Source organism: Micromonospora chokoriensis, from assembly GCF_000718555.1.
Taxonomy (GTDB): Bacteria; Actinomycetota; Actinomycetes; order Mycobacteriales; family Micromonosporaceae; genus Micromonospora; species Micromonospora chokoriensis_B.
Map to the genome: position 1 here is coordinate 35171 of NZ_JOAN01000022.1, position 23247 is coordinate 58417.

The window sequence follows — 23247 nt, forward strand, 5'->3', positions numbered from 1 at the left end:
CCGCCTGCCGGTATACAGGGTCGGTGGAAGATCCTCTGCCGGAGCAGATGCGGGCCGCAGGCACCGCGCTGCTGACCGCGCTCGACCCCGCCGCCCGCGAGAGCGCCGTGCACCCGTTCGCCGACGAGTCGGCCCGACGCTGGCTCGAATACCGGCCCCGACCGCGACCGGGCGTCTGCCTCGCCGAGCTCGACATCGCCGGTCGCAAGGCCGCGCACCGACTGCTGGCCACCGCGCTCAGCCCCTCGGCGTACGCGCAGGCGATGGCGATCATCGCGCTGGAGGAGGTGCTGGACCGGGCCGAGGGCTGGCAGCGCGGGCGGCACAGCGCCGACTACTGGGTGGCCGTGTTCGGCGACCCAGCGCGCGACGACCGCTGGGCGTGGCGACTCGAAGGGCACCACCTGTCGGTGAACATGACAGTGGTGGACGGTCAGGTCTCCCCCGCGCCGATCTTCTTCGGCGCCAACCCGGCCGCGGTCCGCTACGCCGGCCGCCCGGTCTCTCGCCCACTCGGCGTCGAGGAGGACCTGGCCCGAGCCCTGCTCGACGCGCTGGGCCCGGCCGAGCGGGCGGCCGCGATCATCGCCGACGAGGCGCCGGCGGACATCATCAGCGCCACCCGTGGGCGGGTCGACGCACCGCTGCAGCCGCTCGGCGTACCGGCGGACAGGCTGGGGCCGACCGGCCGGGCGCTGCTCGACCAGGTGGTCGCGCTCTACCTCGACCGGCTGCCGCCCGAGCTGGCCAGCCGGGAGGCGGCCCGACTGGACGCCGGCCCGCTGCACTTCGCCTGGGCCGGTCCGACCAACCCCGGGCAGCGGCACTACTACCGGGTGCAGGGCGACGACCTGCTGATCGAGTACGACAACACCAGCGCGGACGGCAACCACGCGCACACCGTGCTGCGCCGCCCCGCCAGCGACTTCGGCGCCGACGTCCTAGCAACCCACCACGAAACCCACCCCCACTAGCCCACCCGCCCCGCCCTCGCCCTCGCGCGTCGATCTTGCAGTTTCTGTCGACGGATTGCCCGACTAGGCAGCTTTTGTGAGCGCAGGAAGTGCAAGATCGACAGGGTGGGGGTTCAGCCGAGGGTGAGCCCGTGCTCCTCGAGGGCGGCCTGGAGGATTCCGAGCGCCCTCGGGCCCATGCCGTGCAGCTTGGCCAACTCCGCCCGGGGGACGTCGGCGAGTTGGCGCAGTGCGGTGTAGCCGGCACCGTGCAGAGCCCGGGTGGCGGGCGCACCGATCTTGGGGAGCGAGTCCAGAGACGAGGTCATCGACGGATGATAGGTCTACCCGCCGCACCGACGCCGGTGCCACGAGGTCGGCCGACTGCGGTCGGATCAGGGCCGGGCGATCTCGCCGGTGGTGCCGGCGAGGGCGTCCAGGCCGCCGGCCTCGGTACGACCGGTGTCGAACTGGCGCATCAGCCGAGCACCCAGGTGCACGCCGACCCCGCCGACGGCCAACGCGACCAGCTCGGTGACCAGGATCGCGACCGACGCGCCGCGCTGCGGGGAGTGTGACCGGACCAGGCAGGTGAGCAGGAACATGCCGGCCATCACCGCGTTCACCAGGTTGAAGGCGACGGCGGTGCGGCGGGTGCGGTCGCCGGGCACGTCCCACAGGTCGATCATGCCGGCCACGGCGGTCAGCGCGGCGGCGACGAGAGCGGCGACCCCCGTCCAGTAGCCGACCTCGCCGAGGAACGCGGGGCCGCCGGCGACGTCGGTGAGGTCGAAGACGGTGGCGCTGACGAAGAGCCCGAGCGGGAACGTCACAAGCATCGGTTGGATCGGATGCCCCTGCACCCGCAGCCGGCTCTGCATCGGGCCTCCCCCGGGTCGGCGCAGCTCACCTGATCAGAGTGCTACCCGAGCCCGGTCGAGGCGAAACGATGCCGCCCGACTCTCCGGTGGCAGGGAGAACGGGCACCCGCGCGGTCAGGTGTCGCGTTGGCGGGAGACCGTCCGGACGAGTCGCTCGGCCACCTCGCGCAGCGGGATGTCCAGCGACGACGCGGCGGTACGCAGCACATCGAGCGCCTCGGCCGGCGGGCACCCGCGCTGCGTCATGATCACGCCGACGGCCTGGCCCACCACTCCCTCGTTGAGGAGCGAGGCGTCCCGAACGCCTGCGAGCGCGAGCTGCCGGCCACGGTCGCGGACGGCGGCGAGCAGCAGGCCGGCGTGTTCGGCGAGCAGCATCGCGGTCAACTGGTGCTGCGGGGTCAGCAGGTCCGGCGCGGCGGCGTAGAGGTTGATCGCGCCGATCACCTGGTCGTCGATGTCCACCGGGGCGGAGATCACCCCGCGTACGCCGAGGTCGCGGGCGCGTGCCGTCCAGGCCGGCCACCGGGGTTCACCGGCCAGGTCGGCGGCGAGGATCATCTCGCGGCGGTGGATCGCGCTCATCGCCGGGGAGTCGGGCCCGTGTCGCAGGTCGTCCAGCCCGGCCAGACCCTCGTCGGAGGCGGCCACCCCGGCCGGCTCGCCGGCTCGTAGGGCGGTGAACCCGCACCAGCGCACTCCGGCCACCGCGTCCCGGGTGACCCGGACCAGCGCCAGCAACGCCTCATCAAAATCGGTCAGGGCGATCAGGCCGGCGGTCAGCTCCCGTAACAGCGCGGCTGCTTCCAGGACGCCGAGGGTCTGCACCACCGGCTCTCGCGTGTCGAGGTTCACCGGGTCGTAGCCTCCGAGCCCACTCGCACCTGTCCGGCGGACATCGTCACCTGTGTCATCGTCTGCTCTCTCCCGGCTCGACCGACCAGCCCTACTACCCGGGGAAACCCAGGTCGAAACGGCGTAAATCGGGGCCCCTGCCGCACGCGGACGCGCGACCGGGGCCCCGACGGTCTACGTCAGCGCGAGGTGCCGCTGAGCCGGCGCCCGATGGACGCGATCAGACGGTCGAGCTCGGAGCCGAACGGGTTGTCGTGCACCAGGTACGTCCAGGTGGCGGTGGGCCGGACCAGGGTGCCGTCGTCGGGCTGCCAGTCCTCATCGAATTCGGTCTCGTTGAAGGTGGCGATGGTGCGGGTCTCGATCTCCGGGATCAGATCGGTGAACGCCGGCACGGCGGCGCGGTGGAACTCGTCCAGCGGGTCGAGCCGGCCCAGGGCGCGCAGGTGTACGCCCTCGCGGACCTCCGACAGCTCGGCCAGGTGCTCGGCCCAGAGCCGGTCCAGGTGGTAGAGCGCGATCGACTTGGCGGCACGGGCGAGCAGATCCTCGTCCATCTCGCCGGCCTTCTCGGGCTCCTTCTCGAGCAGCATCACCGCGGCCACGTCGCTGGTCAGCAGCCGCTCCCGGCGCGCGGCGAGGGCCTTGCGCTGCTGCTCGATGACCACGCTGTAGCGCCAGGTGTTGCGGTGGATCTCGTGGTTGACGCCCTCGGCGACCCGCTGGGCGTGCTCTACCGCGTAGTCGACCTGCGGGTCGGTCACCAGGCCGTCGGCGTTCATCCGCGGCGAGGCCGGCACCGAGTCGGCGGCGTGCCGGACGACCAGGTCGTCCTCCAGGCTGACGAGGAAGACCGAGCCACCCGGGTCGCCCTGTCGACCGGCCCGACCGCGCAGCTGGTCGTCCACGCGGCGGCTGTCGTGCCGGCCGCTGCCGATCACGTAGAGCCCGCCCAGCTCGGAGACCCGCTCCTGGTCGCTCTGGTCGCTGCCGCCGAGGCGGATGTCGACACCCCGGCCGGCCATCTGGGTGGAGACGGTCACCGCGCCGTACGCGCCGGCCTCGGCGATGATCGCCGCTTCCTCGTCGTCGTTCTTGGCGTTCAGCACGACGCAGGGCACCCCGGCGGCGTTCAGCCCGGCGGCCAACCCCTCGGACTCCTTGACGTCGAGGGTGCCGACCAGCACCGGCCGCCCCTTGGCGTGCCAGCGCTGGATCTCGTCGATCAGCGCTTCGTCCTTCTCCGCCCGGGTGGCGTAGATGCGGTCCGGCTCGTCCTCGCGGATGCACGGGGTGTTCGGCGGGATCACCGCGACCTCGAGGCCGAAGAACTCCCGCAGCTGGTCGCCGACCAGCACCGCGGTGGCGGTCATCCCGCAGACCTTCGGGTAGAGCGCGATGTACGCCTGCATGGCGATGGTGCCGAGCACCTCGCCCTCGGCGGTGGCGTCCAGCCCCTCCTTGGCCTCGACCGCAGCCTGGAGACCGTCCGGCCAGCGGCGACGCTGGGCCACCCGGCCGCGCATCTCGTCGACCAGCTCGACCGAGCCGTCCCGGACGATGTAATCCACGTCACGGTGCAGCAGAGCGTGCGCGTGCAGCGCCACGTTGACCGCAGAGAGCTGCGCGACGTGTTCCTCGTCGTACAGGTCGATGCCGAGCTTGGCCTCGATGGCGGCCAGGCCGGCGGAGGTGAACGCCACGCTCCGCCCGTCCTCCGCGACCGTGTAGTGCTTGCCCTTGCGCAGGCCACGGACCAGCCCGGCGGCGGCGTGCACCGGGTCCTGCTCGCCCGGCACCGCGCCGGCCAGGACCATCGGCACCCGAGCCTCGTCGATCATGATCGAGTCGGCCTCGTCGACGATCGCGGTGGTCAGCGGGGGCTGCACCCGGTCCTCGACATCGGTGACCAGCTGGTCACGCAGGTAGTCGAAGCCCGCCTCGCTGACCGAGACGTAGGTGACGTCGCAGGCGTACGCGTCGCGTCGCTCCTGCGGGGTGGAGGCCTCGTTGACCCAGCCGACGGTGAGGCCGAGCAGGGTGTAGACCGGCTCCATCCACTGGGCGTCACGGCGGGCCAGGTAGTCGTTGATGGTGAGCACGTGCACCGGCCCGTTGCCGAGGCGGACGTGCCCGTACGCGGCGATCGTGGCGGTCAGTGTCTTGCCCTCACCGGTGGCCATCTCGGCGACCTTGCCGGAGAGCAGCGACATCGCGCCGAGCAGCTGCACGTCGTACGGCCGCTGGTCGAGGCCACGGCGGGCGGCCTCGCGGCCGACGGCGCAGATCTCCTCGTAACCCACGGCGGCACCCGCGGCCTCGGTCAGCTCAGCGTCGTCGAGCGCCGCGAGGTCAGCCTCGCGCGCCTCGATCGCCGGGAGCAGCTTCTCCAGCGGAGCAAGATCCACGGTCGAACCGGGGCGCTGGAGGAACCGCCGGAACTTGCTCTTGAACCGTTGCGACACACCCATGAGCGGCAACGGTACGCGATTCGGGGCGGCGTGCGCGGCCCGGCCGCCCGGCAAGTCGGCCTTGCTGGGCCGGAGTCAGCCGACCAGCAGCTGATGGCTGGCGAGTTCCCGATAGAGCGGGTCAGTGGCGGTCAATTCGGCGTGGGTGCCCACGGCCACCACCCGGCCGCCGTCGAGGACGACGATCTGGTCGGCGTCGACCACGGTGGCGAGCCGGTGCGCCACGATCAACAGCGTCCGGCGGACGGCCACCGCGTCGATGGCGCGGCGCAACGCGACCTCGTTGCGGGAGTCCAGGTTGCTGGTCGGCTCGTCGAGCAGCAGCACCGGCGGGCCGGCGAGCAGCGCGCGGGCGATGGCCAGTCGCTGCCGCTCGCCGCCGGAGAGCAGGACGCCGCCCTCCCCCACCTGCACGTCGAGGCCCTGCGGGGTGCGGTGCGCCAGGTGGCCCAGGTTGACCTCGTCGAGGACCTCGCGCAACCTCTCGTCGGTGGCGTCCGGGGCGGTGATCAGCAGGTTCTCCCGCAGCGTGCCGGCCAGCACGGGAGCCTCCTGCTCGACGTAGCCGAGCCGGGCCCGCAGCGCGTCGCGGGGCAGGTCCCGGACGTCGTTGCCGTCCAGGCGCAGCGCGCCGGCGCTCACCTCGTAGAAGCGCTCGACAAGCGCCAGCAGGGTGGACTTGCCGGCGCCGGAGGGGCCGACCAGGGCGGTCCGGGTGCCGGCGGGCACCGCGAAGCTGACCTCGTGCAGCACCGGCTCACCGCCCGGGTAGCCGAAGCTCACCCGGTCGAACTCGATCATCGGAGCGGGCCGGCGCGGGGTGGCCGTCGCGGCGGCGGGCGCCGGGCGGTCGTCCACGCCCTCGGCGGGCACGGCGAGGATCTCCTCGATCCGTTGGAGGGCCCCGAGGCCGGACTGCAACTGGGTGTACGCCCGCAGCACCTGGCCCAGCGGCAACGCCAGGAGGAACAGGTACATCACGAACGCGACCAGATCACCGACGGAGATCGCCCCGGCGGCGACCCGTGCCCCACCGATGCCGAGCACCAGCAGGAACGCTCCCTGCACGGTGACCGAGCCGATCGGGCCGACCACCGCCTGCACCCGGGCGACCCGCAGCCCCGCCGCGTACGCCTCCCGCGCGCTGCCGGTGACGGCCTCGGTCTCCCGGGTCTCGGCCCGGCTGGCCCGGATGGTCCGGGCCGCCGAGATGGCTCGCTCGACCGCCGAGGTCATCTCGCCGATCCGCTCCTGGGCGGTGCGGGCCAGCGCCCGGACCCGGCGGGCGAAGGTGGCGGCGAAGCCCAGCCCCAGCGCCACCCCGAGCAAGGTGACGCCGAACAGCAGCGGGTCGAGCAGCACCATGGCCGTGCCGGCGCCGACCACCGTCACCGCCCCGGTGACCGTCTCGAACAGCCCGGAGGTGACGACCGCGCGCAGCAGTGTGGTGTCCGAGCCGACCCGGGAGAGCAGGTCGCCGGTGCGTCGGCGGTCGTACTCGGCGATGGGCAGCCGCAGCAGGTGGCCGGCGAGCCGACGGCGGGTGCCCAGCACCACTCCCTCGGCGGTGCGTTGCAGGAGGTAGTCGCGCAGCCCGCCGATCGCCGCGGCGAGCACCACGAGGGCCACCAGCACCGCCACCAGCGCAGACACGCCCTGTTCGGCGCCGATCCGGTCGAGCACCGACCGGGTGAGCAGCGGCTGCGCCAGCGACGTCGCCGCGCCGATCAGCGACAGCGCGCCGACCACGACCAGGGTGGCGCGGTGCTCCCGCAGGTACGGCAGCAACGCGGCCAGGCCGACTGGTCGGCCCTCGGAGGTGCCGTCGACCGGCCGGTCTTTCGGGGTGCTGCCCGGTCGGTCTCTCCTGGTGCTCATGCCGGGAACGGTATCCGGCCCTGGCACGCCGCGAAGGCGGGTCAGGTGGCGAGCACCACCTGCTGCTCCTGGCGGCGACGGTCGGCCAGGTCGGTGAGCAGGGTGGGCGCCTCGTCGAACGGCACCACCGCCGAGACGAGGTGCTTACGGATGGCGTCCCCGTACGTCCGGAGCAGGTCGACGGTCTCGGCGGAGAGCCGTTCGCGGTCCCAGGTGGGTGCCAGCCCGCGCGGCACCCGGCCGATCTGTGCGCAGCGCAGCGACAGGCCGTTGTGGTGGAACTCCTCACCGAGGCGGACCGCGTCCGCGCCGCCCTGGTAGAAGGCGAGGTCGATGACGGTGCCCTGGGGCCGCAGCAGCCGCAGGGCGAGCTGCAACGCCCATGCCTGCCCCCGGCACTGGAACACCAGGTCGGCGCCCCGGTCGCCGGCGGTGTGCGCCCAGCGGGTCTTGAGCACGACCGCCGGGTCGTCCGCGTCGGGGTCGAGGGTTTCCAGGCCGAGCGCCTCGGCGACCTGGCGGCGGTGCGGGGTGGGGTCGAGCACCACCACCGACGCGGCGCCGGTGCGTCGGGCGAACAGCGCCGTCAGCAGCCCCACGACACCGGCGCCGACGACGGCGACCCGTCGGCCGCGGACCCCGTCGCCGAGGGCGCGGACGTCGGCGCCGTGCAGGTCGGCGGCGGCGTGCAGCAGGCCGTTGGCGCAGATCGGGCCCATGTGCGCGACGTAGACGCCGAGCAGCGGGTCCAGGTCGTCGGGCAGCGCCACGAACCGTTCGGCGACCGGATCTGCCAGCCAACCGGTGCGGTGCCCGTACGTCATCGCGCCGACCGTGCCCACCGCGATGGCCGGGGTCTCGCTCTCTACCACCCGGGCGACCTGCATGTAGCCGAGTCGGGTCACCGGGTAGGGCGTGCTCGCCGTGCCCGGCTGGAACAGCCCCAGCTCGGCGTTCCAGGTGACGTTCAGGTAGGGGTTCGTGCCCTTGACGTAGCTCAGCTCGGTGCCGGCCGAGACACCGCTGAACAGCGTCTCGACCCGGAACGTGCCGGGGCGCAGCGGCGCCGCGTCCTGCTCCACCAGGTCGACCCGGCCTGGGCCGGTGACCACCACGACCTTGTCACGCATCGACGGTCACCGCCGTGGCGAGCGCCGCCGGCGCGGTCGCGGTGGCGAGCCGCACGGTCGTGCCGGTACGCGCCGAGTCGGCCACCGCGAGGGCGAGGCGCTGGGTGGCCAGCGCCTCGGCGTACGGGACGCGCACGTCGTCGCCGATGCCGCGCACGGCGTCGACGAAGGCGCGGTCCACCGCCACCCGGGCGGCTTCCGGGTCGGCGGGGACGTGTCGTTCGCCGTCGGCGTCGCGGATCGACAGCCCGTCCTCGGTGATCGCGAGGGCCAGCCCGTCGGCGAGGATCTCCAGGCCGGCGCGGTGCTTCCAACCCAGGACGCAGGCGGCGCTGAGCGTGCCGACGGCACCGTCGGCGAAGCGCAGCACGGCGGTGGTCACCGAGTCGATGTCGGCACCGTCGACCGGCGGCGGTGTGCCGTTGCCGTACGCGGTGACCTCGGTGACCTCGCCGGCCAGTACGCGGATCAGGTCGAGCACGTGGGCGGCCTGCTCGACCACCGGGCCGCCGGAGCGGTCCCGCCGCGACCACCACGCCACCGGGGGCACCTTGTCCAGCCAGGCGCCGCTGACCATCCGCACCGGATGGTCGGCGAGCAGTGCGCGGGCCTCGTCGAGCACGCTCAGGTAGCGCCAGTGGTGGCCGACGGCGGTGCGCAGCCCGCGCCGCGCGACCAGGTCGGCGATCCGTTCGGCGGTGCTCAGGTCGACCGCGACGGGCTTCTCCACGAACATCGGCACTCCGGCCTCGATCACCGCCTGCTCGGCGGGGCCGTGCGCGAACGGAGGCACGCAGACGTACACGGCGTCCGGATCGGTGGCCAACAGCTCGGCGACGTCGGCGCAGGCCCGCCCGCCGTGCTGTGCGACGAGCGCGGCCGCCGCCTCCGGCGCGACGTCGGTGACCGCGACCAGCTCGACGTCGTCGAACCCGGCCAGTACCCGCGCGTGACGTTGTGCGACGCCGCCGGCGCCGATCAGGCCCACCCGGCATTTCCGCATCCCGATACTCCTTCGAAGACTTTTCATCTGCGATGGGAGCAGTCCCCTGGGCTGTGCGCAATCAAACGTTCATCCCCCGGGAACGCATGGGCGTCACCTCTGTGATCAAGCTGTTGCCAGAAAAGCGGTTAGCGCGTGATGAGGAATGGGAACAACCAATTTCGGTTTTTCCACGCACGAACGGAGGGGTGCCCGTGCGGGATACGACACCGAGCGTGTCACCGGTGGTGGAGGCGTGGGCCACGTACCGGACGACGTCGGCGGCGGACTGGCCGGCCCGTCGGCTGATGCGAGCTAAGGGTGGGACCCGGGTCAGCGTGGTGCTGCCGGCGCGCAACGAGGAGGCCACCGTCGGCGCGATCGTGTCGACCATCCGGGAGCACCTGATGGACCGGGTCGCCCTCGTCGACGAGCTGATCGTGGTGGATTCGCGCTCGACCGACCGCACCGCGCAGGTGGCCCGCGCCGCCGGGGCGGAGGTGGTCAGCCAGGACGCGATGACCCGGGGGCTGCCCCAGCTCACCGGCAAGGGCGACGCGCTCTGGGCCGGGCTGGCCGCCGCCGAGGGGGACGTGGTGGCGTTCATCGACGCCGACCTGCGGGAGTTTCGGCCGCACTTCGTGAGCGGGCTGCTCGGCCCGCTGCTGACCGACCCGTCGGTCGAGTTCGTGAAGGGTTTCTACCATCGGCCGCTGGTGGGCACCGCCAGCGTCGAGCCCGACGGTGGTGGCCGGGTGACCGAGCTGATGGCCCGACCGCTGCTCAACCTCTTCTGGCCCGAGCTGGCCGGCTTCGTGCAGCCGCTCGCCGGCGAGTACGCGGGCCGCCGGGACGTGCTGGCTCAGGTGCCGTTCGTCTCCGGGTACGGGGTCGAGACGGCCATGATGATCGACCTGCTCGACCTGGTCGGCCTGGACGCGATGGCGCAGGTCGACCTCGGTGAGCGCAAGCACCGCCACCAGGACACGGCGGCGCTGGGCCGGATGTCCGCGCAGATCATGTTGACCGCCTGGTCCCGGTTGCAGCGACGTGGCTGGGCGACCCCCGGGCTGGCACCGGAGGCGTTGCTGACCCAGTTCCGCCGCGGTGGTTCGGACACCCTGCCGAACCTGGACCGCGAGATCGTGGTCAGTGACGTGTCCATCGAGGAACGCCCGCCGCTGGCCGAGCTGCGCCACCGGGTGCCCCGCCGAAGGGTGGCCGCCGCGTGAGCCTCACCGTGCTGATGAACGCCGGCCCGTGGCTGTCCGTGCCACCGCCCGGCTACGGCGGCATCGAGAACGTGATCGCCACGCTGGTGCCGGAGCTGCGGCGACTCGGCGTACGGGTGGTGCTCGCCTCGGTGGGCAGCAGCACCCTGCCGGTGGACGAGCAGGTGTCGGTCTTCAGCGACGGGCAGTTCGCCGCGTTGCAGCGGCCGTACAACCAGGTCTGCGGGATCGCCCAGGCGCACCTGGCCGGGGTGGTCCGTGAGCTGCACTCCCGCGACGACATCGACCTGGTGCACGACCATGTCGAGGCGGTCGGGCTGGCCACGCTCGCCGCGATGGGGCCGGCCGGACCGCCGACCCTGCACACCCTGCACTGGGACCTGGCCAAGCACCCGGCGCTCTACGGCAGCCTGGACGGCGGCGACCGGGTCCGGGTCAACGGCGTCTCCGCGTCGCAGCTGGCTCGCGCGCCGCTGGCGTTGCGAGAGCACTCGGTGGGGCACGTGCACCTGTCCACGCCGCTCGCCGTGGATGCCGACCGGCGGCCCCGACCGGAGAAGGGCGAGCACCTGCTCATCCTGGGTCGGATCAACCCGGGCAAGGGGCAGGACGTGGGCGCCCGGCTGGCACACCGCGTCGGTTTCCCGCTGGTGCTGGCCGGCCCGGTCGGGCCGTACCATCGGCCGGCCGACCTGGCCGCGGCCGGTGACGAGGCCCGGCAGAACCCGGACGTGCGGTTCTTCCTCGACGAGGTGGCGCCGCACGTCGACGGTGACCGGGTCCGCTGGGTCGGCACCGTGGCCGGCCAGGAGCGCGACGACCTGCTCGCCAGCGCCCGCGCGTCGCTGTTCCCGCTGCGCTGGGAGGAGCCGGGCGGCACCGCGGTCGTCGAGTCGCTCGCCCTGGGTACGCCGGTGGTGGCCACCGCCCGGGGGTGCCTGCCGGAGCTGATCGAGCACGGTCGCACCGGGCTGCTCACCATCGACGAGGAGGAGCTGGGCGACCTGGTCCTCGCCGCCGAGCTGCTCGACCCCGACGAGTGCCGGCGGGTGGCCGCGCGGCGCTTCACGCCCGAGGTGATGGCCCGGCGCTACGTCGAGTTGTACGAGCGGGTCCGGCAGCTGGCCGGTGTCCCGCGGCTGCTGCCGGCCTGACCAGCAGCGCGCTCGGCCGGTTTGTCGGCCGCGACAGCGGGTAGCCGGCAACGCTCATGCCCGCCGCGCGACGAGGAGCCGGTGATGGTCGGACCGATGGCGCACTCCCGCGCCCGACCCAACCCGGCTGACGGTAAGCCGCCGGTCCGCCGGGCGGCGGCGACGGTGGGGGTGCTGTTCCTGCTGGTCGGCGCGCTCGGCTTTGTGCCGGGGATCACCAGCGGCATGGACGCGCTGCGCTTCGCCGGCCACGGCTCGGGCGCGTACCTGTTCGGCGTCTTCCAGGTGTCGGTGCTGCACAACCTGGTGCATCTGGCGTTCGGAGTGGCGGGTCTGCTGCTGGCGCGGACGGTCACCGGCGCTCGGACGTTCCTGATCGGCGGTGGCGCGGTCTACCTGGTGCTCTGGCTCTACGGGCTGGCGGTGGAGCACGACACCGGGGCGAACGTGCTGCCGGTCAACGACGCCGACGGCTGGCTGCACCTGGGCCTCGGCGTCGGCATGATCGCGTTGGGCATCCTGACCGGACGGCCCCGACCGTGAGCTGCCGTTACGGGCCGTGACCTGCCTCGCTCCGCCGGTGGTCCGGTTTGCTCGGGAACGGCCTCGGGTAGTTGGCAGATCCCGACTCAGCAGCGAAGTGAGGGTGCCGATGTCCAGCCGGATCTTCTGCGAGGTGCGCAGCACGGCACCGGTGGCGGTCGTCCGGCTCACCGGCGCACTGGACCTGGCCACCATGCGCTCGGTGCACCAGGCGCTCAACAGCACTCTCGTCGACCAGCCGGAGGCGCTGGTGGTCGACATGGCCGAGGTGGATGTCCAGGATCGACTGGCGCTGTCCGTCTTCGCCGCGACCGCCCGTCGGGCCGAGGAGTGGCCGGCCGTACCAGTGGTGCTCTGCGCCCCGTCGCCGGTCGCCGCGCGCTGGCTGGCCGAGTCGACCACCTGCCGGGTGGTCCCGGTGTCAACGGACTGCGCCGAGGCGACCCGGTTGGCGAACGCGACGTCCACGTTGCGGATGCGGGCCCGGCTGGAGCCAGTGGCCGGGGCCTGCCGGCGGGCCCGAGAGCTGGTCACCGACGCGTGCTCGCGGTGGAACCTGCCCGACGCGTCCGGCCCGGCCGCGTTGGTGCTCAGCGAGCTGGTCGGCAACGTGGTGCGCCACGCCGGCACGCCGATGCAGGTGACGGTGACCCTGCGCCGGCCGTATCTGCACCTGGCGGTGGTGGACGGCAGCAGCGACCAGGCCCGGCCGGCCGGGGTGGACCTGCACGCCGAGGGTGGGCGAGGGCTGATGCTGGTTCGGGAGCTGGCCCAGCGGTGGGGAAGCGTGCCGGCCGGTTCGGGTAAGGCCGTCTGGGCGATGCTGCCGGCAACCTGAGCATTCGAGGCGCTTACGCCCGGTACCGACGATCTGACCGAATTTACCGCTCTGGCCTGGTTACATGGTGCGAGGGTCGGGTAGGCACGCCCGTCCTTTCTGCCGTCACGACGGGGTGAGCAGCCATGCCCAAGCGGGTAACCACGGAACCTGGCCGCGATCGGGGCCCGGCGATCCTGGCACCGGCCCGCTTCGGCGGGTTCCCGGGAGCGGTACGGGCGCCGGTCCCCGGCAACTCGTTGATCAAGTTCCTCGCCACGACCGACCACAAGCAGATCGGCCTGCTCTATCTGCTGACCTCCTTCGGGTTCTTCCTGCTGGCCGGTCTGGAGGCGATGCTGATCCGGGGCGAGCTGGCCCGCCCGGGGATGCAGTTCCTCTCCTCCGAGCAGTACAACCAGCTCTTCACCTCGCACGGCGCGGTGATGCTGCTGCTGTTCGCCACGCCTGCGGCGTTCGGGTTCGCCAACTACATCGTGCCGATCCAGATCGGCGCGCCGGATGTGTCGTTCCCCCGCCTCAACGCGCTCGCCTACTGGCTGTACCTGTTCGGCGGCCTCATGGTGGTCGGCGGGTTCCTCGCCCCGGGCGGCTCGGCCGACTTCGGGTGGACCGCGTACAGCCCACTCAGCAGCGTCGAGAACAGCCCCGGCGTGGGTGCCAACATGTGGGTGGTCGGCCTGGTCGTATCCGGGCTCGGCACCATCCTCGGCGCGGTCAACCTGATCACCACGATCCTCACCCTGCGCGCGCCCGGCATGACCATGTTCCGGATGCCGATCTTCACCTGGAACATGCTGTTCACCAGCGTGCTGGTGATCCTCGTCTTCCCGCTGCTGGCCGCCGCGCTGCTGGCGCTCTCCGCCGACCGGCTGCTCAACGCGCACGTGTACGACGCGGCGACCGGCGGGCCGATGCTCTGGCAGCACCTGTTCTGGTTCTTCGGCCACCCCGAGGTCTACATCATCGCGTTGCCGTTCTTCGGCATCATCACCGAGATCATTCCGGTCTTCTCCCGCAAGCCGCTGTTCGGCTACACCGGGATCGTGCTGGCCACCATCGCCATCACCGTGCTGTCCATGACGGTATGGGCGCACCACATGTTCGCCACCGGTCAGGTGCTGCTGCCGTTCTTCAGCATCCTGAGCTACCTGATCGCGGTGCCCACCGGCGTGAAGTTCTTCAACTGGATCGGCACCATGTGGAAGGGCCAGCTCACCTTCGAGACGCCGATGCTGTTCGCCATCGGCTTCCTGGTCACCTTCCTGTTCGGCGGTCTCACCGGGGTCCTGCTGGCCAGCCCGCCGGTCGACTGGCACACCCACGACAGCTACTTCGTGGTGGCGCACTTCCACTACGTGGTGTTCGGCACCGTGGTCTTCGCCCTCTTCGGCGGCTACTACTTCTGGTGGCCCAAGATGACCGGGCGACTGCTCGACGAACGGCTCGGCAAGGCGCACTTCTGGACCATGTTCATCGGCTTCCACGGCACCTTCCTGGTGCACCACTGGCTGGGCAACGAGGGCATGCCGCGCCGGTACGCCGACTACCTGCCCACCGACGGCTTCACCACGTTGAACACGATCTCCAGCATCTTCGCGTTCATCCTCGGCCTGTCCACGTTGTTCTTCATCTACAACGCGTGGAAGTCCTGGCGGTACGGGGCGATGGTGACCGTGGACGACCCGTGGGGCTTCGGCAACTCGCTCGAATGGGCGACCAGTTGCCCACCGCCGTTGCGCAACTTCGACCGGATGCCCCGGATCCGATCCGAGCGCCCCGCCTTCGACCTGAAGTACGGCCCGCTCGTCGCCGACCTGGGCCGCGACCTGCCGCAGCGCACCACCAAACCGCCGCAGGAGTTCGCCGAGGAGTTGCGGTTGGAGCACCACGCCCCGGAGTCGCCGTCCGCCGAGGGCGCGCACGGCGCCCGCGACGCCACCGACTTCCAGCCGGCGCCGCGCTCCGGCGCCCGGCCGGTGGACGTGCCGGAGCCCGAGGGCGTCCGCCGGCCGAGCTTCGAGCAGAGCGACCCGCCGAAGGACGCCGAGGACGCGCCGAAGCCGCACGAGCGCTGGCGCCACCCGCACAGCGACGGCAACCCCGAAGAGCACTGACCAGCGGTACGCGCACCGAAGGGCCGACACCCGCGACGGGTGTCGGCCCTTCTGTCTGTCGTCCGGGTGTTCAGTCCCGGGCCGGTGCCAGGCCGGCGGCGGTGAGCGAGCGGCGTACCGCGGGCTGGACCCGGGTCAGCCGCAGCGGCACCCCGGTCCGCTCTGCCGCGTCCCGCCCGGCCATCAGCGCGGCGATCCCACCGGCGTCGAAACCGCCCGCGCCGACCAGGTCGACGACCACCTCGCTGGGCTGGCCGGTGACCGCCTCCAGCATGGCCCGGCGCAGTTGGTCCGCGCCGTCGCGGTCGATCTCACCGCCGACCTCGACCACCACCGTGTCGCCGTTCTGCTTGACCGAGATCCGGGTCTTGCCCGGGTCGGGTTCGGCGGCGCCGTTCTGCCAGGGCGGCGGCGCGTCGGCGAGCATCGCCTGACGCAGCCAGGTAAGCGCCCGCGACAGCAGCCGGGACACGTGCATCTGCGAGATGCCGAACCGGGCGGCGATCTCCGCCTGGGTCTGGTTGCCGTAGAAGCGCATCGCGAGGATCCGCCGTTCGCGCCACGGCAGGCGGTGCAGCAGACCGCTCACCGTCACCCGGTCGTCGACCGATTCCAGCGCGTTGTCCGACTCGCCGACCAGATCCCCGAACTCGGCGGAGCTTTCCCCACCGACCGGGGCGTTGAGCGAGGCCGGGCTGTAGCCGGCCGCCGATTCCAGGGCGGCGAGGATCTCCTCCTGCGGGGTCTCCAGTCGGGCCGACAGCTCGGCGACCGACGGGGCCCGGGACAGCTCGCTGGTGAGTGCGGCGGTGGCCTGCCCCACCTCCAGGATCAGGTCCCGCAGTCGGCGGGGCACGTGTACGCCCCAGGTGCGGTCCCGGAAGTGCCGTTTGATCTCGCCCACGATGGTGATCGCCGCGTAGGCGGTGAACGAGCCCCGTTCCGGGTCATAGCGGTCGACGGCGTTGACCAGCCCCAGCCGGGCCACCTGCTCCAGGTCCTCCAGTGGCTCCCCACGCCCCCGGTACCGACGGGCGAGCCGCCCGGCGAACGGCAGCGCGAAGCGCACCAGGTCGTCGCGGGCCTCTCCCCGCCGCTCCGGCGGCAGCCCGGCGATCCGGGCCGCGTACGCCAGCGCCGCCGCGTCGAGATCTTCCAGACCTCGGTCGTTGGGTGGTGGTGGTGTGGTCGTGGTCGTGCTGGTCTGTCCGAACATCCGCGCCTCCCTCAGGAAGGTCCCCCGCCCGGATCGGGAAACCGGTCGTGCGCGTGGTCGAGCCACGCACCGGGCCGGAAAGTGGGTCAGTGACTGGGATGCCAGCGGGCGACACCGCCTGCACGCAGCGCAATTAGGCCGTCGCAGCCAGCGATGTTCCCGCTCCGTAGGTACTCAATCACGGGACCCCGGGTTCGCGAGGAAGTTTCGGCGTGCTCCGTCTCAGGAGACCAACAACCCCTGGTGGCCGCCGCTGTCGCGGAGCACGGCCAGCGCCTCGGCGACCCCCAGCGGGGGCGGCGCAGGCAGGTCGTACGGCTGGGCGCGCAGGACCTCGGTGGCCCGGCGGGTGGGCACCGAGGTGACCGGGTAGCCCCGCGCGGTGGTGCGGTCCAACGCCCGACGCCGCCGGCCGAACCCGGCGACGGCCAGCCACTGCGGCAGCCCGGCCAGCGCTGGCGAGCGCAGCCCGGGCGGCTCGGGCAGCACGTCCACCGAGCTGAACGCCTCGCTGCCGGCCAGCCACCACTCAGCCTCGTCGACGCTGCGGCGGGTGGCGTTCTCACACCAGTACGGCACCAGCCCCGCCCGCATCACCTGCCACGGGTCGAGTAGCCGGCCGCACTCCACCACCAACCGGTCACCGGTCTTGCCGGCGCGTCGCAGCCACCGGCGGTACAGGTCGGCCACGCCCGCACTCAGGGCCGCCGGCCGGGGCACCAGCACCCGGTGCAGCGGGTGCTGGCGCCGGGCGGACCAGTCCCGCGCGGCCTGCTCGAAACCCGGGTCGACGCCGTGCTCGGCGTCGGCCGACGACACGGACACCTCCGGCGGCTCCCACCGGGTCGCGTCGCCGCCGACGGAGCGCAGCACCTGCCGCAGCGCGTGACTGTCTGGGTGGAAGTCGACCGGGTCCAGCCCGCTGGCCGGGCAGCCGACCTGGAAGCTGTGCCCCGGCCCGCGCTCCAGCACCGGCCAGGTGCGCACGTCGCGGACCAGCAGCACGGGAGCGCCCGGCACCAGTCGGTCGGCGAGAAACTGCGCGTACGCGACCGGTAGGGCCCGCCACGAGCCGGTCAGCGACACCGTCGCCCCGGTCAGTGGGCCTCGGCTGGCCGGGCAGTGCACCTGGCGCACGTGCAGGTCGGGGTTGCCGACGAGCAGCCGGGTGGCGAGCGCCGCACCGTGCTCCAGAGCGTCCGCCGGCCGATCCACCCCGCCGTCGGACCAGTGCACGGTCATCTCGAAGCCCGCCGGCAACCACGGCACACCGAGGGCCACCGCGAGGTGTGCCGCCGCGCCGTGCGGAGAGCCGATGAGCACCCCGGGGTAGCGCCGGCGGGGGTACTGGTCGGCGAACCAACGGGCCACCCGGGCGGCGTCCACCTCGTCGACCTGGGCCACGGTGAGCGCGACCCGACCGGCGGCGCGGGTGACCGCGGCGCGGCGTACCGGCTCGGGGGCGCCGGGGAACCGCGACGTCGGCCCGGTGTGCCCGAGGTCGGCGCAGTCCTCCCCGCGCAGCGCCCGGGCGGTGGCGGCGACCAGCACCCGGGCGGCGCTGCCCACGGCCACGACCCGGTCGCCGGCAAGACCGGCGCCATCGGCCGTGAGCCCCTTGTGCACCTTGTGCACCGGCCCCACCTTGCCTCGTTCGCTCACCACGCGGCCCGGCTTCCCGTCCCGATGGGGTTCAAACGGGGCATCACCCACTCGGCGGCACATTCCGCTGGTCAGGGGGGGTGCCCCGGTCATCACCGGCGTTCGGTCGTTCGGGTTTCGGCAGGGCCAGGTCGGGCACTTCCGGGGCCATGCGCACCGACGACACCAGCGAGCCAGCAGCCGCCACGATCACCCCGTACGAGGACGGCCCGCTGCTGGTCCGCGGCGACTTCATGCTGGTCACGCCAGACGGCGAGCGCATCGACGCGCGCCGGGGCACGGTGGCGCTGTGCCGGTGCGGCAAGTCGGCGCTCAAGCCGTTCTGCGACGGCACCCACAAGGCGGTCAACTTCCGCGCGGGCACCACCCGCGAGAGCTGAGCCGACATCGCGGCGCAGCGCAGCGCGAGCACGCCGACGGGACGGGCCGCACCCAGGGCACGCCCCCTTTGCTCTGCACCCGCCGACGCGCCAGTTACAGACCGTGGCTGGCGCGCCGGCGGGTGCAGAGCAAAGGGCGGATTGCGCGCGGTACGCCCCACCCCACAGCCGGCGGTCTGCCCCGCCGGACCCACACGCTTGGGCGTGACCAGTCGGCTCCCCCGATGCAACAGCCCTGGGGTCAGACGAGCGCGGGCGGGGCCGGCGGGGCCACCGCGGGCGACGCGACAAGCGAGACCGTTGGCGGCAGGGTCGGCGGGGCGGGTGACCGCAGCGAGCTGCGGCCGGCGGCCCAGCTGTCCAGCAGATGCGCGGCGAACAGCCGGTCCACCGCGAGCCCGGCCGCCGCGCCGAAGAGCACGTCGGGCCCGAGGACCGGCTCGACGCGGACCAGACCACCGCACATGTCGTGGGCGGCGATCTGCTCGTGCACCGCGTCGGCCTCGACGTGCTCGTCGTAGAAGCGGGTGGCCACCTCGTCGAAGCCGAGCCGGCGCAGCCCGTTGCCGTAGCGACGGTTGGGCAGCGAGGAGGTCATCTCGAACGCGGCCAGGTGCCCGAGCAGCGCGCCGCGCAGCCGCCGGTGCAGCCCGAACAGCGACATCAGGTTGTTGGTCGCCAGCGTCACCGCCGGCGCCAGGTCGACATGAGCGCCGTACGTGGTGTCCAGCCCCAGCCGGTCGAGGGTGCGCCGGAACAGCTCGGAGTGCATCCGATCCAGCCGCCCGTTGCCGTACTCGTCGGTCTGGATCTCCACGAGCGCGGCCTTGGCCGGGCCACCGAGGCGAGGCAGCGCCCAGCTGTGCGGGTCCGCCTCGCGCAGGTGGTAGACGGAGCGGTGGACGACGAACTCGCGGAACTGGGTGAGGTCGGCACGCCGTTGCAGCGTCGCGGCCAGCGGCGGCCCGTCGTCGGCCGCGACCAGCTCCGCGAGGCCGACCGCCACCCCGGCCACGGGCACCGGCGGCGAGCCGACCAGGCGACGCAGCGCCGCCTCGAAGACCTGTTCGCAGCGGGCGCGCAGCGCCAGCAGTGTGGGCTGCCACTCCCACGACTCGTCCACCCCGAGCCAGCCCCGGTAGTGCAGCTCGTAACAGAGGAAAAGCGTCAGCTGAAGGTCTTCGTCGAGGATCGGAGCCGCCGGGTGGAGGTCGACGCCGAGATCGGCGGGCAGGTCGTGCGGTGGGCGCCGCAGAGCCTCGACGATCGCCGCGGAGAGGGGGCCACGAGCCCTCGGTAGGGTCGCGGGACCGTAGCGGCGGTCAGCGGGCTCGGACATGGCACCTCCAGCGTCTTCGGGCCGCTACTGATGCCCTGGCCCAAGGCGGCTAAACGAGATCCTCGGCGTTCGTGGTGACCTCCACCTGCTCCCGGACCTTGCGGGCCGGGGCGCCGTCGGCATAGAGGCCGCGCAGGTCGGCGAACGCGGGCTCCGGCGGCGCCAGCGACACCGCCGGGTCGACGACCGCCTCCAGTACGCAGGGACGGTCCGCGGCGAGGGCCTCGTCCCAGGCCGCGCCGACCAACTCCGGGCGGTCCACCCGCACCCCGTGCAGCCCCAGCAGCCGGGCCCACCCGGCGTACGGCACGTCGGGGCGGCGCTGGGTCGGGTCGGAGGACGGCTCGCGCCCGCCACCCATGCCGTTCTGGTCCCGGTTGTTGAGCACCAGCACCACCAGCCGGGGGTCGCTCCACCGCTGCCAGTGGTGCGACACGGTGATCAGCTCCGCGAGCCCGTTGAGCTGCATCGCCCCGTCCCCGACCAACGCGATCACCGGCTGGTCGGGGTTGGCCAGCTTGGCGGCCACCGCGTACGGCAGCGCGCAGCCCATCGAGCCGAGGGTGCCGCACAGTTGCGCGTTCACCCCGGGTGGCAGGACGAGGTGTCGGGCGTACCAGTAGAGGACCGAGCCGACGTCGACCGCGACCGCCCCGGTGCCCGGCATCCGAGCGGACAGCTCCTGAAGGACTAGCTGCGGGTTGACCGGGTCGGCGGCAGCGGCGGCCCGGTCGGCGGCCTCCTCCCGCCACCGGTCCACCGAACTCTCGACGGTGGCGCGCCACCGCTGCTCGGGCCGACCGCGTACCCGGGTCAGCAGCGCCCGCAGCGTCTCGGCGGCGTCACCGACCAGCGGCACGTCGGCCGGGTAGCGGGTGCCGATCCGGCGGCCGTCGATGTCGATCTGCACCGTGCGCGCCTGGTCGGGCATCGGGAAGTAGTCGGTCCACGGATCGTTGGTGCCGACCATCAGCAGCGTGTCGCAGCCGCCCATCAACTCGGCTGCCGCCGGGGTGCCGACCTCCCCGAGCACCCCGGTGTGGAACGGCAGCCGCTCGTCGAGCACCGGCTTGCCCAGCAGCGAGGTGGCCACCCCGGCGCCGAGCCGGTCGGCCATCTCGATGATCTCGGCGGCCGCGTCCCGACCGCCCTGGCCCACCAGGATCGCGGTGCGCTGGCCGCCGCCGAGCAGCTGCGCGGCGGCGTCGAGGTCCGCCTCGTGCGGCAGGACCCGGGCCAGCGGCTCGCCGGGGGTCGCCGAGAGCACCCCGTTGGCGTACGTCTGCAGGTCGGGCACCAGGGCCTCCTGCAACTGCCGGGGCAATACGACGCAGGTCGGGCTACGGGTCGCCGCCGCCGTCCGGAACGCCTGGTCCAGCAGCGCACCCACGTCCTCGGGGCTGCGGCCGTACCGGACGAACTGGTTGCACACGTCCCCGAAGAGCCGGCTCAGGCCGATCTCCTGGTGTGCGCCGCCGAGCGGCCCGGAGATGTCCTCCCCGACGATCGCCACCACCGGCTTACTGTCCAGCTTGGCGTCGTAGAGGCCGTTGAGCAGCTGGACGGCGCTGGGCCCCTGGGTGGCGAGGCAGACCCCGATGCCGCCGGTGAACTTGGCGTGCCCGGTGGCCATGAACGAGGCGGTCTCCTCGTGCCGGGCCGGAATGAACGCCGGCTCGCCGCCGGTGCGGAGCAGCGCGGCCACCAGCGGGGCGATCGCCTCGCCCGGGTACCCGAAGACGCGGGGCACCCGCCAGGCCAGAAGCCGCTCCACCACGACGTCCGCAACCGAACGCTCAGCCATTGCCGCGCCCCGGTGTGCCCGGGTCGACGTAGCGCAGCACCGCGCCGACGCCGTCGGTGAGGTCGGGCGCCTCCTCGGGGCCGAGCACGGTCAGTGCCGCGTCGGTGCCGACCAGCGCCCGGACCAGCGCCGCGTCGGCGCGTACCCGTTGCGGGTCGGTCACCGACATGGCGGCCAGCTGCCCCGGGTCGACGGCGATCTCGGTGGGTTCCGCGCCGATCCACAGCTCACCGTTTGCCGACGGGTCGTCCACGATGAGCATCGTGTCCACCTGGTTGCGTTGCAGGGCCGAGACGACCGCGGCGAGACCGCCGCCGACGTCCTCCTGCACGCCGAACCGGTCCAGGGCGGCGCTGATCCGCTGGTCGGCGATCTCCGCGATGGTCTGCACGGTGAGGTCGTCCAGCAACGTCTGGTCGGCGCCGCCGGCCCTGGACCCGGCGTCGGTACGGACCACCAGGTCCTGCCAGCGCTCCGGCATCTGGGCGGCGATCATTCCGGTGGCCCGGACGTCACCCGCGACCACCACCACGTCCGCGCCGACCCGGTCGGCCAGGTCCACGGTCGCCGCGGTGACGTCACCGGCGTTCTGGTGCCACGCCTCCATGGCCGCCCGTTGGTAGCGCGACTGGGACCAGCCGCCGGGCTTCGTTCGCCGCAGCGGGTACTCGTCCCGGCCAGCGATGTGCGCTCGCCGGGGCACTCCGCCGGCGCTTACCGCCATGGCGTCGGCGCCGACCCGGTCGGCCACCACGCGTACCCAGGCCACCTGTTCGCCCCGCTGGGCGAGCAGCGGCATCACGTGCGGGAGTGGCCCGTAGCTGGCCAGATCGCGCAGTGGTGGCGCGGACAGGTACTCGGAGAGCACCACCCGCCCGTGACTGGCGAAGACCGCCAGACCGTAGTCACCGACCATCGGGTCGTGCCCACGGATCACCCGGTCCAGCGCGGCGATGCTCGCCTCGTCGGCCCCCTGTTCGGCAAGCCGACTCTCCAGGGCACGCCAGCGCAGGTCCAGTGCGGGTTTGGCATCCTCCGTATCCGCGGAGGCATCCAGATACACCGAGCACCACGGCCCGGGACGGTCGTAGAGCGGGCGCAGGAAGGACAGCTGCATGCTCGACCCCTTTCCAGCTCGGCCCCCCGCTTACCCGGGTCGACGGGGATGTCACCTCACGGCCGTGAGCCCGTGACCAGGTTTCATTCACGTCGTTCAACTGAGGACGTCGATACGATCTGTGAACACAAGCGGACTCTCGGTGGTGGAGATGGACAGCGGACTCGATACCCGACGGATCGTGCACCCGAGCGAGCGAATCGTCACCGGGCGGCTGATTCGCCTGCTCGACGGCTACACCCGTGAGGTACGCATCGGTCAGCCGGTGCTGGTGGCGGTGCTCGCGGCGGCGGCCATCGCCCGGCTACCCGCCCTACTTCTGCGCTCGCTCTTCTCCTTCGGCGGTGGCGGCACCCGTCGTCGGTGGAAGGAGCTGAAGCAGGGCCCGGAGTACCTGGTCACGCCGGTGCGGCTGCGCAACACCGCCGGTCAGCTCTGCGAGGTGGAGCTGCACGGTCACCTCCCGCAGAGCGCCCTGCACCCGGCCGACCAGGTGCAACTCACCCTGCGTGCCCAACGCGACCCGGAGCTGCCGCCCCGGATCGAGCGGATCGTCAACCTCACCACCGGGCAGCTGCTGACTCCGCGTACCGCGACGCTCTGGTCGCATCTCGGGCCGCCGCTGCTGTTGCAGGCGTTCCTGGGCACGCTGCTGCTGGCCGGCATCGTGGCCTGCTCCGCGCTGACCTGATCCG

General features: G+C 72.8%; 20 protein-coding genes. 8 read left to right on the forward strand and 12 right to left on the reverse strand.

Going from position 1 to position 23247, the window contains the following annotated elements; all coding sequences use genetic code 11:
- The first annotated feature begins 23 nt into the window (after positions 1-23).
- The gene (locus IF46_RS0125715) at positions 24-974 is read left to right on the forward strand and encodes a DUF3500 domain-containing protein (RefSeq protein WP_030490951.1); all 951 of its coding nucleotides are present in this window, start codon (positions 24-26) and stop codon (positions 972-974) included.
- 113 nt (positions 975-1087) lie between these two features.
- On the opposite strand, the gene IF46_RS0125720 is transcribed toward IF46_RS0125715, so the two are convergent.
- From IF46_RS0125720 to IF46_RS0125750, 7 genes are all read right to left on the reverse strand, one after another.
- On the reverse strand, positions 1088-1282 hold the full coding sequence (locus IF46_RS0125720) for a helix-hairpin-helix domain-containing protein (RefSeq protein ID WP_030490952.1): 195 nt from the start codon (positions 1280-1282) through the stop codon (positions 1088-1090).
- 66 nt (positions 1283-1348) lie between these two features.
- A complete protein-coding gene (locus IF46_RS0125725) occupies positions 1349-1834 on the reverse strand; it encodes a DUF2231 domain-containing protein (RefSeq protein WP_030490953.1) in 486 nt (161 codons plus the stop codon).
- A gap of 114 nt (positions 1835-1948) precedes the next feature.
- Positions 1949-2689 carry a GAF and ANTAR domain-containing protein gene (locus tag IF46_RS0125730; protein WP_030490954.1) on the reverse strand — a complete coding sequence of 247 codons (741 nt, stop codon included), beginning with the start codon at positions 2687-2689 and terminating at the stop codon, positions 1949-1951.
- Positions 2690-2868: 179 nt separating this feature from the next.
- Positions 2869-5160, reverse strand: coding sequence for an accessory Sec system translocase SecA2 (secA2, locus tag IF46_RS0125735; protein WP_030490955.1), 2292 nt, complete (start codon positions 5158-5160; stop codon positions 2869-2871).
- Positions 5161-5235: 75 nt separating this feature from the next.
- Positions 5236-7038 (reverse strand): ABC transporter ATP-binding protein, encoded by a 1803-nt coding sequence (locus tag IF46_RS0125740; protein ID WP_030490956.1) that lies wholly within the window; start codon positions 7036-7038, stop codon positions 5236-5238.
- Between the two features lie 41 nt (positions 7039-7079).
- Positions 7080-8168 carry a zinc-dependent alcohol dehydrogenase gene (locus IF46_RS0125745; protein ID WP_030490957.1) on the reverse strand — a complete coding sequence of 363 codons (1089 nt, stop codon included), beginning with the start codon at positions 8166-8168 and terminating at the stop codon, positions 7080-7082.
- Positions 8161-9171, reverse strand: coding sequence for a Gfo/Idh/MocA family protein (locus IF46_RS0125750; RefSeq protein ID WP_030490958.1), 1011 nt, complete (start codon positions 9169-9171; stop codon positions 8161-8163). The genes IF46_RS0125745 and IF46_RS0125750 overlap by 8 nt, the downstream gene beginning before the upstream one ends.
- Positions 9172-9398: 227 nt before the next feature.
- On the opposite strand from IF46_RS0125750, the gene IF46_RS0125755 reads away from it, so the two are divergent.
- The 5 genes from IF46_RS0125755 to ctaD all read left to right on the forward strand — a co-directional run bounded on the left by IF46_RS0125755 (position 9399) and on the right by ctaD (position 15034).
- Positions 9399-10382: a glucosyl-3-phosphoglycerate synthase gene (locus tag IF46_RS0125755; protein ID WP_232234167.1), complete on the forward strand. Its 984-nt coding sequence runs from the start codon at positions 9399-9401 to the stop codon at positions 10380-10382.
- Positions 10379-11536 (forward strand): glycosyltransferase, encoded by a 1158-nt coding sequence (locus IF46_RS0125760; RefSeq protein WP_030490960.1) that lies wholly within the window; start codon positions 10379-10381, stop codon positions 11534-11536. The genes IF46_RS0125755 and IF46_RS0125760 overlap by 4 nt, the downstream gene beginning before the upstream one ends.
- Before the next feature lie 84 nt (positions 11537-11620).
- Positions 11621-12079 (forward strand): DUF4383 domain-containing protein, encoded by a 459-nt coding sequence (locus IF46_RS0125765; protein ID WP_030490961.1) that lies wholly within the window; start codon positions 11621-11623, stop codon positions 12077-12079.
- 109 nt (positions 12080-12188) lie between these two features.
- Positions 12189-12917 carry an ATP-binding protein gene (locus IF46_RS0125770; RefSeq protein WP_030490962.1) on the forward strand — a complete coding sequence of 243 codons (729 nt, stop codon included), beginning with the start codon at positions 12189-12191 and terminating at the stop codon, positions 12915-12917.
- A 125-nt stretch (positions 12918-13042) separates the two neighbouring features.
- Positions 13043-15034 (forward strand): cytochrome c oxidase subunit I, encoded by a 1992-nt coding sequence (ctaD, locus tag IF46_RS0125775; protein ID WP_030490963.1) that lies wholly within the window; start codon positions 13043-13045, stop codon positions 15032-15034.
- Between the two features lie 70 nt (positions 15035-15104).
- Here ctaD and IF46_RS0125780 read toward each other — a convergent pair whose 3' ends face one another.
- Both IF46_RS0125780 and IF46_RS0125785 read right to left on the reverse strand, forming a co-directional pair.
- On the reverse strand, positions 15105-16250 hold the full coding sequence (locus tag IF46_RS0125780) for a SigB/SigF/SigG family RNA polymerase sigma factor (RefSeq protein WP_030490964.1): 1146 nt from the start codon (positions 16248-16250) through the stop codon (positions 15105-15107).
- A 222-nt stretch (positions 16251-16472) separates the two neighbouring features.
- Positions 16473-17915: a hypothetical protein gene (locus tag IF46_RS0125785; protein ID WP_232234163.1), complete on the reverse strand. Its 1443-nt coding sequence runs from the start codon at positions 17913-17915 to the stop codon at positions 16473-16475.
- Positions 17916-18061: 146 nt separating this feature from the next.
- Here IF46_RS0125785 and IF46_RS0125790 point away from each other — a divergent pair, with 146 nt between their 5' ends.
- On the forward strand, positions 18062-18292 hold the full coding sequence (locus IF46_RS0125790; protein ID WP_030490966.1) for a CDGSH iron-sulfur domain-containing protein: 231 nt from the start codon (positions 18062-18064) through the stop codon (positions 18290-18292).
- 241 nt (positions 18293-18533) lie between these two features.
- Here IF46_RS0125790 and IF46_RS0125795 read toward each other — a convergent pair whose 3' ends face one another.
- The 3 genes from IF46_RS0125795 to IF46_RS0125805 are packed head-to-tail and all read right to left on the reverse strand — an operon-like array spanning position 18534 to position 22552.
- Complete coding sequence (locus IF46_RS0125795) at positions 18534-19631, reverse strand: iron-containing redox enzyme family protein (RefSeq protein WP_030490967.1); 1098 nt, start codon at positions 19629-19631, stop codon at positions 18534-18536.
- Positions 19632-19680: 49 nt separating this feature from the next.
- Positions 19681-21435, reverse strand: coding sequence for a thiamine pyrophosphate-binding protein (locus IF46_RS0125800; protein WP_030490968.1), 1755 nt, complete (start codon positions 21433-21435; stop codon positions 19681-19683).
- Complete coding sequence (locus IF46_RS0125805; protein WP_030490969.1) at positions 21428-22552, reverse strand: Vms1/Ankzf1 family peptidyl-tRNA hydrolase; 1125 nt, start codon at positions 22550-22552, stop codon at positions 21428-21430. The genes IF46_RS0125800 and IF46_RS0125805 overlap by 8 nt, the downstream gene beginning before the upstream one ends.
- A 142-nt stretch (positions 22553-22694) precedes the next feature.
- Between IF46_RS0125805 and IF46_RS0125810 the strand changes: the two genes are divergently transcribed.
- Positions 22695-23243 (forward strand): hypothetical protein, encoded by a 549-nt coding sequence (locus IF46_RS0125810; RefSeq protein ID WP_030490970.1) that lies wholly within the window; start codon positions 22695-22697, stop codon positions 23241-23243.
- The last annotated feature ends 4 nt before the right edge of the window (positions 23244-23247 follow it).

Coding starts and splice junctions, on each gene's coding strand:
- IF46_RS0125720 (WP_030490952.1), bottom strand. CDS start 1,282: ATGACCTCGTCTCTGGACTCGCTCCCCAAGATCGGTGCGCCCGCCACC.
- IF46_RS0125725 (WP_030490953.1), bottom strand. CDS start 1,834: ATGCAGAGCCGGCTGCGGGTGCAGGGGCATCCGATCCAACCGATGCTT.
- secA2 (WP_030490955.1), bottom strand. CDS start 5,160: ATGGGTGTGTCGCAACGGTTCAAGAGCAAGTTCCGGCGGTTCCTCCAG.
- IF46_RS0125740 (WP_030490956.1), bottom strand. CDS start 7,038: ATGAGCACCAGGAGAGACCGACCGGGCAGCACCCCGAAAGACCGGCCG.
- IF46_RS0125745 (WP_030490957.1), bottom strand. CDS start 8,168: ATGCGTGACAAGGTCGTGGTGGTCACCGGCCCAGGCCGGGTCGACCTG.
- IF46_RS0125750 (WP_030490958.1), bottom strand. CDS start 9,171: ATGCGGAAATGCCGGGTGGGCCTGATCGGCGCCGGCGGCGTCGCACAA.
- IF46_RS0125765 (WP_030490961.1), top strand. CDS start 11,621: ATGGTCGGACCGATGGCGCACTCCCGCGCCCGACCCAACCCGGCTGAC.
- IF46_RS0125770 (WP_030490962.1), top strand. CDS start 12,189: ATGTCCAGCCGGATCTTCTGCGAGGTGCGCAGCACGGCACCGGTGGCG.
- ctaD (WP_030490963.1), top strand. CDS start 13,043: ATGCCCAAGCGGGTAACCACGGAACCTGGCCGCGATCGGGGCCCGGCG.
- IF46_RS0125780 (WP_030490964.1), bottom strand. CDS start 16,250: ATGTTCGGACAGACCAGCACGACCACGACCACACCACCACCACCCAAC.
- IF46_RS0125790 (WP_030490966.1), top strand. CDS start 18,062: ATGCGCACCGACGACACCAGCGAGCCAGCAGCCGCCACGATCACCCCG.
- IF46_RS0125795 (WP_030490967.1), bottom strand. CDS start 19,631: ATGTCCGAGCCCGCTGACCGCCGCTACGGTCCCGCGACCCTACCGAGG.
- IF46_RS0125800 (WP_030490968.1), bottom strand. CDS start 21,435: ATGGCTGAGCGTTCGGTTGCGGACGTCGTGGTGGAGCGGCTTCTGGCC.
- IF46_RS0125805 (WP_030490969.1), bottom strand. CDS start 22,552: ATGCAGCTGTCCTTCCTGCGCCCGCTCTACGACCGTCCCGGGCCGTGG.